The sequence below is a fragment of the Vibrio sp. B1ASS3 genome (assembly GCF_905175355.1).
Lineage (GTDB): Bacteria > Pseudomonadota > Gammaproteobacteria > Enterobacterales > Vibrionaceae > Vibrio > Vibrio owensii.
This window is the reverse complement of record NZ_HG992743.1, coordinates 1,211,568-1,224,152: the sequence shown is the minus strand read 5'-3', so window position 1 is coordinate 1,224,152 and position 12,585 is coordinate 1,211,568. Positions and strand designations below refer to the sequence as shown.

Annotated in this window: 10 protein-coding genes; all 10 read left to right on the top strand. The window is 44.1% G+C overall.

The genetic code is table 11. The features are described 5' to 3' along the window. Position 1: 1 nt before the first annotated feature. The 10 genes from KJB05_RS23960 (at position 2) to KJB05_RS23915 (ending at position 12,581) form a co-directional block, all read left to right on the top strand. Positions 2–553, top strand: coding sequence for a DUF1629 domain-containing protein (locus KJB05_RS23960; RefSeq protein ID WP_025572630.1), 552 nt, complete (start codon positions 2–4; stop codon positions 551–553). Further along, positions 550–906 carry a hypothetical protein gene (locus tag KJB05_RS23955; RefSeq protein ID WP_039839050.1) on the top strand — a complete coding sequence of 119 codons (357 nt, stop codon included), beginning with the start codon at positions 550–552 and terminating at the stop codon, positions 904–906. Before KJB05_RS23960 ends, KJB05_RS23955 begins: the two co-directional genes overlap by 4 nt. A 358-nt stretch (positions 907–1,264) precedes the next feature. After that, the gene (locus tag KJB05_RS28825; protein WP_050548302.1) at positions 1,265–1,516 is read left to right on the top strand and encodes a hypothetical protein; all 252 of its coding nucleotides are present in this window, start codon (positions 1,265–1,267) and stop codon (positions 1,514–1,516) included. Further along, the gene (locus KJB05_RS23945) at positions 1,513–1,869 is read left to right on the top strand and encodes a hypothetical protein (RefSeq protein WP_208445188.1); all 357 of its coding nucleotides are present in this window, start codon (positions 1,513–1,515) and stop codon (positions 1,867–1,869) included. The genes KJB05_RS28825 and KJB05_RS23945 overlap by 4 nt, the downstream gene beginning before the upstream one ends. A 395-nt stretch (positions 1,870–2,264) precedes the next feature. Then, positions 2,265–4,421 (top strand): TonB-dependent receptor, encoded by a 2,157-nt coding sequence (locus KJB05_RS23940; protein WP_208445187.1) that lies wholly within the window; start codon positions 2,265–2,267, stop codon positions 4,419–4,421. Further along, positions 4,415–4,954 (top strand): YfiR family protein, encoded by a 540-nt coding sequence (locus KJB05_RS23935; RefSeq protein ID WP_208445186.1) that lies wholly within the window; start codon positions 4,415–4,417, stop codon positions 4,952–4,954. The genes KJB05_RS23940 and KJB05_RS23935 overlap by 7 nt, the downstream gene beginning before the upstream one ends. Continuing rightward, positions 4,951–6,876 (top strand): diguanylate cyclase, encoded by a 1,926-nt coding sequence (locus KJB05_RS23930; RefSeq protein WP_208445185.1) that lies wholly within the window; start codon positions 4,951–4,953, stop codon positions 6,874–6,876. Before KJB05_RS23935 ends, KJB05_RS23930 begins: the two co-directional genes overlap by 4 nt. Before the next feature lie 303 nt (positions 6,877–7,179). Further along, a complete protein-coding gene (locus KJB05_RS23925) occupies positions 7,180–10,830 on the top strand; it encodes a transporter substrate-binding domain-containing protein (protein WP_208445184.1) in 3,651 nt (1,216 codons plus the stop codon). Further along, a complete protein-coding gene (locus tag KJB05_RS23920; RefSeq protein WP_208445183.1) occupies positions 10,823–11,992 on the top strand; it encodes an EAL domain-containing response regulator in 1,170 nt (389 codons plus the stop codon). Before KJB05_RS23925 ends, KJB05_RS23920 begins: the two co-directional genes overlap by 8 nt. Further along, the gene (locus KJB05_RS23915; protein ID WP_061009560.1) at positions 11,982–12,581 is read left to right on the top strand and encodes a response regulator transcription factor; all 600 of its coding nucleotides are present in this window, start codon (positions 11,982–11,984) and stop codon (positions 12,579–12,581) included. The genes KJB05_RS23920 and KJB05_RS23915 overlap by 11 nt, the downstream gene beginning before the upstream one ends. The last annotated feature ends 4 nt before the right edge of the window (positions 12,582–12,585 follow it).

Here is a 12,585-nt window from a genome sequence, read left to right as displayed (position 1 = left end):
TATGAAATACTATTTATTATTTGGGAAATTCGAAAAAGGTGAAGGCTCGTTTTCTGAACAAGAGCCTCAGCAATTAGATTCTTACACAGCTCAATTTAAGTTATTAACTCATAAACCCGTGTTAACGGTAGACGAGACTTATGAAGAGAGAGGCATGTCTGATTTTTTAAAAATTGCACTCGGATATTTAGCTAGTAGTAAAGTTCAAGAAGTATTTGAAATGAATGGCTTTAAAGGTATTCAGTTCATTCCGGTAGAAGTTCACAATGAAGGTGTAGAGTCTAGTTTCTCGTTTATGAATTACGTTGCTAGCTACGATTTACTTGAGCCCAATGCATCGAAAGCGAAGAGGTTTAAAAGTATTTACGGTGGATATGGTAGAGTTTCTGATGTTTTGATAGATAAGAGTAAGTTTCTCGAAGCAGAAATAAAACATGACTGTTTTACTTTATCAAATTATAAGTTAGCTTGTTTCATAAGTGAGGACGTAAAGACAGCTTTAGAAGCTAAAAGAGTAACGGGTATTGAATTTGTTCCTATGGAGTTTGCATGATAGAGCAAAAGTTTCAGCAAGAAGGTATGTTTCAGGAGACTGACTCGAAGTCATTATTTCCTAAAATAGCTGATTTAGTCTTAGTTTTTTTCCCTTCTCCTGGAATCTTTGTTCGGGATACTGTGAACGTTCCAAATACATTCTATGCACAAATGGCTGCATATTATGAGAAAAGTGGCGAAGTGTTCGAAAATATGTATGTTTTTTTACCTGCTGTTCTTCAAAGTCAGTATGACGCTGGTAATGCTAGTCACGGTATTGTCTATGGAGAGGGCGTTTTAAGGTTTTCACCTGATTTGGCTGAGGCTTTGTCAAAACAATCTCTTACAACAATAGAGCATCGATTCGGCTAGCAACATAGCGAGTGCACTAAAGTGCATTCGCTTTTTATTGCTAGGTTATTAAAATGAATTATTACTTAATGTTTGAAAAGTTCGAATCAGGCGAAGGGACGTTTACTGTCAAAAGCCCATGGAACTCTGTACTTCAATACTACCAACCTCAATTTAAGTACTTAAAAAATAAGCCAACAGTTTATTTGAACACGCAGTATGACGAAAAAGGAGTATCTGATTTTTTAAAAGTTCCCATAGGAATGTTGGCAAGTAAAAAAGTACAACAAGTTTTTTTGATAAAGGGTTTAGAGGTATACAGTTCATCCCTGTCGACGTAAAAAATGATAATGTCTTAACTGAGTTTGCTTTCATTAATGTGACGGCTCATTATGATCTACTCGATCCTGATGCCTCTGAGGCAGAGGATTTCAGTAAAACACTGGGCGGATATTCTAGTGTTTTGGAAGAGATTCTAGACTTAGATAAATTTAAATCAGCGAATATCGAGCATGATTGCTTCACCTTATCAACTTATAAAGACCCTTACTATGTAAGTGAGCGTGTTAAGGTCGCGCTTGAGGCTGAAGGTGTTACTGGTATTGAATTCATTCCTATGGAGTTTGCATGATAGAGCAGAAATATAAGCAAAATGGTATGTTTCAGGAAACCATCTCGAGTTCACTGTTCCCTAAAGTTGCTGATTTAGTTCTCGTTTTCTTCCCAACACCTGGAGTGTTTGTTAGGGATACTTTAAAGGTGCCTTCCGATTTTTGTTCGCAAACTGTACTTTCTTATGAAGCAAATGGCGAAGGTTTTGAAAACATGTATGTTTTTTTACCTGCTGTTCTCCAAAGCCAATATGATACTGGGCATGATAGCTACGGTATTGTTTATGAAGAAGGCGTCTTAAGGTTTTCACCTGATTTGGCAGAGGAATTGTCTAAACAATCCCCAACAATAATAGAGCATCGTTTCGGTTAGCAGCATAGCGAGTGCGAAGTAATGCGCTCGCTTATTATCCTTAAATAGTAAGCAATAATATTGCGGTCTTTACTTTCACTATCTGATGATGCATTAATTTGCTGTAAACCAATAACTATGATGCATAGACAGTTAAGCTCGTGAGCTATTTTCCAGGTAAGTCATATACAATAAGCGCCTTTAGGCGCTTTTTTACTCTCTACCCCCAACACCGACCATCTGGCACATCAATTAATCGTCTCGACAAAAATAACTCAGCGTAATTGGCGTTGGTTTAAAATGAACCACATTAGGGCAAATGGTACACTGTACTCATATAGATACACTGTAATTTAACGTTTGAACCTCTTCCCCCAGATACCATTTTTTGCGTTCAAACGTTGAGAAATACCCCTATGCGTTTGTCGTTAAACCTCGTGATTGCATCCATGTTCGGAGCTGTTGCTCCTGCCTCTGCTAACTATGATCTAGATTCTTTACTAGAAATGCCATTGTGCTCCTTGGCTGAAACCAAGGTTGTTTCGGCCACTCGAACCTCGCAATCCCTCGCAGATACACCCGCGTCTGTATATGTCATTACCGCAAAAGAGATTAAACGCTCTGGTGCGCGTTCTGTGGCTGATGCGTTATCTTTGGCACCCGGACTGCATGTTGCGAAATACTCCAATTACGATTGGGGTGTAACCGTGCGTGGCAAAAATGAAACCTTGAACAATAAAATGCTGGTCATGGTTGATGGTCGTAGTGTGTTTAACCCGATGTCTTCTGGTGTGGATTGGGATTTAATCCCCGTCAGTATGGACAACATAGCTCAGATCGAAATTGTACTCGGTCCAGTTGGCACAGTATGGGGCGGCAACGCCGTAACCGGTGTTATTAACGTCATCACAAAAGAAGCAGACGGTGCGGCAAAAGGGAAGGTGTCAGCCAGTTTCGGAAACTACGATTACAGTGAATATCAGCTCCATCATGCGGGCTCTGCTGGTGAATACGCAAACTACAGTCTTTACGGCGAGTTCGTTGATCACATGCCGTGGACCAGCGATGAAGCACGTGTACAGCCGTTTCAGCATTTCAATGTGTATAACGAGCGCTTCGGTGGTCGTTTGGATTATCAGAAACATGAACATACATTGAGTGTTCAGGGCGGTGGCATTCGTTCCCGTGAAGATTACAACTGGGGTAACTTCCAACCGCATTTCATCATGCCTGGTGCAGAGCCCATGCGTTCTTTTGAAACCGAAATGACGATGCAAGAGTACTTCGTTGGTGGCCATCATATTTTTGATCGCGCCAATGGTGACAGCTGGGAAAACGAAGTTTGGTTTACCTACAGCTCTAACGACAGTACTCATGCTAATGCCCAGTTTTTCAGAACCGATCTTGATTCACATTACACTTTCTCTGATTTATGGGGTACCGAGTTAACCCTTGGTGGCAACGTACGCCTGATTGACGAGCAATTTGGCACCTTTTCAAAGCGTGATGAGGTGACAATGCCTTATTTACGTGTAGCGGAAGACCCTGATTTTCTTAACCAGTCTTATGGCTTGTACATGAACTGGAATATTTCCGTCATGGACAAGACCAAGTTAACGTTGGGCAACCGTTGGCAATACAATAACCTGACTCACGATATCGATCCGCAACCGCAAGTTCGCTTGAGTTATGAACTTGCAAGCAACCAAAGAATTTGGGCAGGTTGGGGGAAAACGATAGTGACGCCGTCACGCCTTGAGTTGAGTACTTACCTGCGTGAAAACCAATACATGCAGAACGTAATGTTCAGCGATAACAACTATTACGATTACTACTACAGTACGTTGCTTAAAGGCAATGAAGATCTGGATGTCGAGTCTGTATCTACGTATGAACTTGGTTATCGTTTTTGGGATGCACACCGTTTGCAATTCAGCATCGGTGCCTTTTACACCCGACATGAAAACATTCGCGTTTATAAAACTGAATCTGCGACTCAAAACATTATCGCGGAGGGCTCATCTCCGGGAACTATTGGCACTGTGGTGGAGCAATATACATCTAAGCTGATTGACCCGATATGGAGCGAAAGCTTTGGTGGAGAGGTCGCAGTCAAATGGCAACCCCGCGATGATCTCCAAATCAACGCAAACTACAGCTATAAGCGAATTGTTGGTCATTGTGAAGGTGCCATCTGCTCGAATAATGATGCTGTAAAACGAATGATTGAAAATGAGCCAAACCACTTTGTGAATGCACAAGTAATGTGGGACATCACACCGCAATGGTGGGTAAGTGTCAGTGGTCAATATGTTTCTGAATCGGAACTGCATGAAGATTACGAGTCCGCATTGAATCCAGTGTCTGTTGCCAATAAAGACTACAACTGGCCTGAAGTCGTTTCCTTTGATGCATCTCTAAGCTGGCAGTACAACGATTGTATGCCAGAGATTACCGCGTCGGTCGAGAACTTAGGGGCTGACCAAAGCAAAGAGTTTCCTAACAATTACAACTCTTTTGCTAATGGCACACAGTATTGGTTGACGCTAGATTGGGATTACGCCAGATGGTGAGACGATTCGAGAAGAGTTCGGCCTTTAAATGGGGCATAACCTTATGGGCACTATTGAGTGCGACGTTCGCGTTCGGCCAGTATGACGATGCCGATTTGAAAGCGGTCTACTTGTACCGATTTGCTTTACTCGCCGATTGGGGGGCAACAGGCAAGTCTATTGCGCCTGTAGAATATTGTGTGTCTGAGGGTGACTCCGTCGCTGAGCATTTAAAACGCATTGTTGCTCGCAAGCCTCAGCTCTCTCGTTACTATGACCTGTCGAGCGATGTAAAGCCGAGTACTTGCCATATTCTTTATATTCCACAAGCGAAGTCTTCCCAGATTGAAACGCTGAGAGAAACTTATCCTCATTCGTTGTTAATCAGCAATGGTGAACAGTTTGTTTTGATGGGAGGAATGGTTGCATTTGTGAAAGTGAATAACCGCATCCGCCCTATGGTATCGCGCGACCATGTGGCACCCACTCAAGTACAGCTTCGGGCACAGTTGCTCAGTATATCGATTCTAGTCGAAGATGGGGTGGTGCCATGATTCGCTCCCGTCTCGCTCGATTGCCACTGCGTCACAAAATGATGCTTCCAACTTGGCTTATGATTACTCTCATAGTTATAGGTCTTGGTACGCTTGCCATTCAATACTTAGTCCTAGCCCAAGAAAGCGCGTTAGAGCGTCGTACCAATATTCTTGGTCAGGGGGTTGCGAATACACTTCAAGCAGCATTGATGTTTGACGATTCATACACCGCGAAAGAACAACTGATTAACTTGAGTTTTGATCCTGATGTGATTTCAGCGCTGGTGGTGAATCAATATGATAAAACCATCGCATCTATTGAAGATCTACCAAAAGGCTGTGAATGGCAAAGCCGTACCTTGAAATGCTCGCACCTTAATGTCGTGATGCGTCATTATGATGTGGTCTTAGGTGATGAAAAGCTTGGCGCGTTAGAGATCTGGGTATCGTTAGAAAACTTACTCATCAATGAGCGCAAAATGTGGTTATCGCTTGGCGTTATCGTGATGCTGCTGTCTATGTGTGCATGGGCGTTGGCGAAGCTGCTGCACTCACTTATTTCGTTGCCGCTTTTGTCTCTGCATCGCTCAATAGAGCATATGAGTAAAGTCGGGGTGATTCGTAAAGCTCTGCCTGTTTACCACCAGGATGAAGTAGGGAAGCTGACAGAGTGCTTTAATGAAATGACCATGAGCTTGGCAGAGCGTGAGTCTCAGGTCGCACAGGTTTTAAAACGCGTTGAGGACAAAAACCGTTATATACACAGTGCGCTCGATGCAATGCAGCGTTGCGTCCTGGTGGTTTCTTCGAGTCATAGGGTGACGTACTTTAACCCGATTGCGTCTAAAGAATTACGAGGCATGGAGGTTAACTCTGAAATCAGACGTTTGCTCGTGAGCCGCTTTGAGCCTCTGTCAAAAATTGAGCGTGTGATGTTTGCCATCGACACGCACACCACCGTAAAAGGTGTTGAAGTTCGCAGTTTGGATAAGACCAAACGTTATCTCATCTCTTGTAATCCAATGGACACGGAAAAGAGCAGTCTGATTCAGTTGCAAGATATCACGGAGCAAACGCTTTCCGAGCAGCGACGAAAGTTGTTGGATCTGATGTTCGATCAAAACCAAGACGCAATCTTAGTGCTTAATCGAGCATTAGCCACTCAAACTCAAAACCACGCCGCGACACAGTGGTTTGGTGAAGTAGATGCGTTAAAAACGTTAGAGCTGTTGTCGCCTTTTGAAGTAACAAAGGCCGTCAAACTGCGATTGCTCAAAACTGGGCACTACAAGACGCACGTAGAGCTCAAAAACCAACAAGGGCGGGTGATGCCTTGTGAGTTGAAAGTACGTGTATTGAAGAGTGAAGCGGGCCGAGCAGAAGCCTTTGTGGTTTCCTTTACTGATCTCACCATTGATATTGAATTGAAGCGTTTGAACTACCAAGCGAATCATGACCCGCTTACTGGGCTTGCAAACCGCTCTAAAGCAATGCGCCGTCTGCAAGAAAAGCACGATATCGGTGCTTCTCAGCATATCTTGTTTGTTGACTTAGATGGATTTAAAGCCGTCAATGATAAATATGGGCACGCGATAGGCGATCAACTGCTCAAAGTCGTTGCTCAACGCTTGATGAACTGCGTTGCCCGTAGAGATTTAGTTTCGCGTTTGGCTGGTTATGAGTTTTTGATTGCCGTAAGGGATGCGACAAGTTGTAAGCCAATTGCACAACGCATCATAGAAAGTTTATCCAAGCCATTTCAGTTTGGTGACGTAACGTGTGACATCTCTGCCAGCATCGGTGTGAGTTATTGGTCGAGAGAAGACGGTTCGACATTGGACGAGAAAATCAATGAAGCCGATATGGCGATGTATCTAGCCAAGAATAACGGGAAAAATCAGTTTCATTGTCTTAATGAAATAGCATGTCTGGTTGAATAATCATCAAGGCCACACTTAACCAGCGTGGCCTTTTTTTCATCATAAAATGGTGTCGAATTATACTTTTTAGTTTATTGCGACGCACGTTATGCTGTTTATTTGTTGTGCAAACAGTTTCGTGTTGATGATGAGATGGTAAACGCAATTTCGTTGTAGTCCAAGGTGGATAATGTTGTCAGAATGCCCTTACTAACCGTAAAAAATTAGCATTTAATCAATAAGATAACATTAATTTGCCTAGTCGCGAAGTTTGACATTTAAGCTGTGCAAATTAGTCTGACCTCCCAAGTTGTGGAAGTCGTTATGTTCAGCATTCTAAGAAAAACTGTTGTATTTTTTGCCGCATTCATCGGAATTGCGTCTTCAAACTATTCTCTCGCTGCGGAAGAACCAAGTGATGTCGTTGTGGTTGGCGTGATCGCACAAATGTCCGATGACCCTAATGCCGGCATCAAGGTGAACGCCTTCTATGGTATTAACCTAGAGTACCTGACGAACATTGCGAAGGTTCTCAATCTCAAGCTTATTCTGCGCTCTTATCACAACATTCCCGATATCCTTAATGATATTGAAAGTGGCAAGATTGATGGGGCTGTCGGTTTTAGTAAAACCCCGGAGCGCGAGGAGCGATTCATTTTCTCAGAGCCTTTTTTCTCTAGCACTGTTGCGGTTTGGTATCGTGAAAACAGTTATTACAAACGTGACCCTCGAGAACTGCAATGGGTATGCGTGGTAGGAACCGTCTATTGCGAGTTCCTGAAAGAAATGGGCGCAACCAAAATTCGCGAAGTTCAAACACGAGCCAAAGCATTTGAAGAGGTGAGAGCTGGCCGTGCAAATGCGCTGATCTCAACCTATGTCGCGATCAACCAATATCTAGATCAGAACGACATTGTGAATGGCTCGGTTGATATCCCAAGTTGGTTAAACGAGGAGGATGTGAGCTTTATTACCTCTAAGGAAAACCAAGCGCTTGTCGATAGAATCGACCGCATTCTAAGCTGGGAGCGCAATGGTAAAAACATTCGCTCTGTTGCATCGAAAAATCCTTATCACGTCAACGACAAGTTGCTGGTGGAATATCGCCGTGATCTCAAGAACAAAGAGACCATCACTTACAGCAGTAGCGAAGAGGCGTTCCCGTTTCTGTTCAGAAATGCGCACACTGGTCGTTTAGATGGCTTCCTACCGGATTTTATTGACCTCATTCAATCTAGGACGGGACTCAAGTTTGAGTATTTAAAACCTAGCAGCAGCTTAAACAGTGGTTTGACTGCATTTAGCGCCGACATTGTTCCTGTCGCCTACGTAGATCATGCGCGTTCTTCAGATTGGCTCATCACCAAACCTTTTATGCACAACAACTTTGTCGCGATTGAAGCGCTCGATGTAGACAGTCATCCGCCTCACGATGCGAAATCGGGCATATTAATGAGCCTAAAGAAGCAGGGGTTGGTGAATCTAGATTCATGGAAAGAAGAGCGTTTCACTCGTTACGACGATTTAAAGCAGTTGCTTAGCGATTTGAAATCGGGGGAGATCTATGTCGCTTATGTCCCGGACGACATCGTTCACAGCATGATTGCGCAAGATAATATCGATGGGCTGCTTATCAGCGAGAAAGACGTCCTTACGCTTTCTATTGCTTTTGCTGTAGCAAACCACAACACCAAGTTAAAGAAGATCCTCGACAGCATCATCGACACGATCGATGCCAAAGAGATAGACAAACTCAACCGTACATACCGTAACTTCAACTTGGTCTATGGATACGACGAAGAGCATATCTTTACCATCGTTCTGTTTGTCGCGGTGGTGTTCGTCATCTTGCTTGCTATTGTTTACTTCGTTCTGGCTCATCTTAAGTTAAAAGTGAACCTGGCTGAGCTCAACGCGACCAACGAAGAAAAAGAAAAACAGTGGCTGATGGAGATAATACAAGAGATCAACAGCATTGTTTTTATCCACGGTGAAGACAACCAGATCCAGATGAGCAACTGTTCTTTGTACCGCAATAATCGCTGCAAAGGCTGTACGATTCAAAGCCGAAAAGGGGCGAAACTCCTGGTGGATAACGTACGCGAACTGCGCCAAGTGATTGCAGGAAAGCGTATATCGGATACGACCGCATCCAATGCTTGTAAGCTCGGTATTCAGCATGTTTATCGAGAGCGTAAATCGATTCTTTCACCGAGCAGTAAGAAGAAGTTCGTTCTAACCGTTTTACAAGACATCACCGAGCAAAAAGAGCGAGAGTTTGCGCTCATTGATGCCCAAGAGAAGGCACAAACAGCGGTTCGTGCGCGAGAAAACTTTTTGGCGACAATGAGCCACGAGCTGAGAACTCCGCTGTCTGCAGCACATGGCTTGTTGGACTTGTTGACCCGTCAGACGAATCGAGAGTCTAGTAAAGAACTCATCACTCAAGCGATGCGTTCTCTTAATCACTTGAACCTACTGGTGGATGAGGTTCTTGATTACTCCAAGCTTGAAGCGGGACAATTAAAAGTCACGCCGACCAAAACCAATGTGGTGACCACACTCAGTGATGTTGTGCGTAGCTTCGAGCCAAAGGCCGTAAGCAAAGGTTTGGATTACCGTGTGACTTTCAAACCGTTTGTGAACCCTTGGTTGAAAGTTGATGCCGTGCGTTTGGTTCAGATCACCACAAACTTACTGTCTAACGCGGTGAAATTTACCACCGATGGTGAAATCAGCGTCAGCGTTGCTATGAATGAAGGGCAGTTGATCCTGAAGATTGCAGACACAGGTATCGGCATGACGGAGACACAGCTTGACGGCATTCTTCAACCGTTCGTGCAAGCCGATGACACGATCACACGTAAGTACGGTGGCACTGGGCTGGGCTTGAGCATTGTTGACCGCCTTGTGGAATGCATGGGCGGGGATCTCTGCATCGATTCCCAATTCGGCCTAGGCACGACAATGGTGGTGAAGCTACCAGTGATTTTCTGCGAAGCCGAACCGCAAGAGGCCATTCGTTATACCTTCTCACCAACCTTACCTGCGAATGTGCGTGATTGGTGTCTGGTTTGGGGAATGGAGTCTACGGATGTAGCGCCATGCTTGGCGGGTAAGTTTTCATCTCAAGGCAAATTCCAAGGTCTCAATTTGGTGTGTGGGGAGAACCGCGAATGTGAGCTTTCTCCTTCAGACGCTAAGTACCCCGACACACTTTTGGCGCTGTTAACACAAGATTGTTCATTGAAGCCAAAGCAAACTAAAAAACTCAGTGATGTGTATTGGAAGCACGGTTCGGTTTTGGTTGCAGAAGATAACCCGATTAACCAAAGCGTGATTACGATGCAACTGCGAGAGCTTGGCATTGAGCCTGTGATCGTCAGTAACGGGTTAGAAGCGTGGCAATACGTTAACCGTGACGATCAAGTGATCTTAGTGCTGACCGATTTCCATATGCCAGAGATGGATGGCTTTGAGCTAGTGAAGAAGCTCAAAGCAACACCAGAGCACGCTTCGATCCCTGTAATTGGCGTGACAGCAGAGGATTCTCGCTTAGCCAATGAGCGAGCCAAAAACATCGGAATTGATGACATCTTATACAAGCCTTATGACTTAGAAAAACTCAAGTCGAAGCTGCTGCCTTACCTTGGTCAGGAAAAAGAGGCGAAGTGGCCTGAGTGGATCGAGAAATTTAGGAAGCAAGATGCGCATGAGATCGCGAATGTGTTTAAAAGCTCGATGACACAAGACGTTTCCAACTTAAAACAAGCAGAAAGTAAATTAGAGAAAAAACGCATTATCCACGGCATTAAAGGAGCACTCGGTGCCATTGGCGTTAGCATTTTAGCCGAACTGTGTGTTGAAGCAGAGCAGGCGAGCGACGCCGACTTTGAATCACATGTCACTGGCCTTATTGACCGAATCGAACAAGAAATCAACCTCGCAGAACATTGGATAAAAGCTCATGAATAAACCACTAAACGCGATGGTGATTGATGACCATCCACTGCAAATTACGCTGTTAAAGCAAATGTTGCTGCGTCACGACGTAGACGTTGCGTCATTCGATGACGTCGATAAAGCCATTGCCCACGCAAAATCGGCGAATATCGACATTATCTTCTGTGATCTGCAAATGCCAAACAAAGATGGCATCGACATGATGGAAATGCTTAACCAGATTGGTTATCGCGGCAAAGTCGTGCTGGTCAGTGCGATGGAACTGACAATCGTCACGGCTGTACGCGCCATGTGTGAGACGTTCAGTTTTGAAGTTCTGGGTAAGTTACTTAAACCCTACGATGAAAGCCAAGTAGTCGAAATGCTAAGAAGGTCGGGGCTTGAGCCGGCTAAAAATACACATTTCCAACAAGATATCTGCGTTCAGGACCAAGAGTTTTTGTTCGCATTGGCTGAGGGTAAAGTCAAAAACTATTACCAACCTTTAGCAGATGCCAACTCCGGCGAGATTATCGGTTATGAGGCGCTTGCTCGTTGGTTTCATCCGATTTACGGCGTGCTCGCTCCGCATAATTTCCTTTCGATCGTGGAACGTTGTCACTTATCAGCAGAGTTATTTGATGCAGTGTTTAGCAACGCGTTATACGACATGAAAAATCGCGGACTCAAGCAACATGTCTCCCTCAATGTCGATCATGACAACCTAGAAGACGCGGAATTTGCGAACCAATTTATCTTCCGTTGTCAGGAGCATGGCATCAGTCCGGACCGATTTACGATAGAGATAACAGAGCGAGACACATTTCAAACCAGTCCAGCGCTCTACAAGAACCTACTTAAATTTCGAATGAATGGAGTAACGATCAGTATTGATGATTTCGGTACCGGTTCATCCTCGTTAGAAAAGCTTGCTCAATTGCCTTTCAACGAGCTGAAAATCGACCGTTCATTCGTTCAAGGGTTAGTTCATGACCCGAAAAAGAAAAACATAGTGTTAGCGATATGCGCACTAGCAAAAAGCTTAAACATTAGCGTCGTCGCAGAGGGGGTGGAAGACGAGGTGACGCTAGAGGCCATGCGCCAATACACCGTTGATGTGTGCCAAGGCTATTACATCGATAAACCTATGCCATTAGAAGCAATAACGATATTGAACGAAAAGAATGATGAATAAAATGAACTGCTTGATCTTTGATGATCACCCACTGGTTTGCATTGCTATTAAATCCTTGGTCGAAAGCCTAGGCATTGCAAATGAAGTTATGACGGCAACAAGCTCAAAAGACGCACTAAAAACACTGAAAGAATCGGATATCGGTCTGCTCATTTTGGATGTGAATCTCGCGGACTGTGATGGGTACGATTTTTATAAGCGTATTAAATCTCATGGTTTCAGTGGCAAGGTCATCTTCTTCTCTGCTGAGACCAGCCACATGTACAGTCAAATGGCGTTTCGCTCGGGCGCTGATGGTTATGTGTGTAAGTCCGAAAACCATGAAATTTTGAAAGATGCGATAGAAGCCGTAGCGAAAGGGTACTCGTTCTTCAAATTCAAACAAACGGTAGAAGAACATCGAAATGTACCGACGTTATCCAGCCGTGAAAGCGCCGTCATGAAGTTACTACTGCAAGGGAAGAGTAACCGAGATATCGCAGATGTCCTGTCTATCAGTGACAAGACTGTTAGCACCTACAAGCGACGCGTTCTGGATAAGTTCAATGTAAAAAACATCGTTGAACTGACGAAAGTTGCCGATACATAACGCA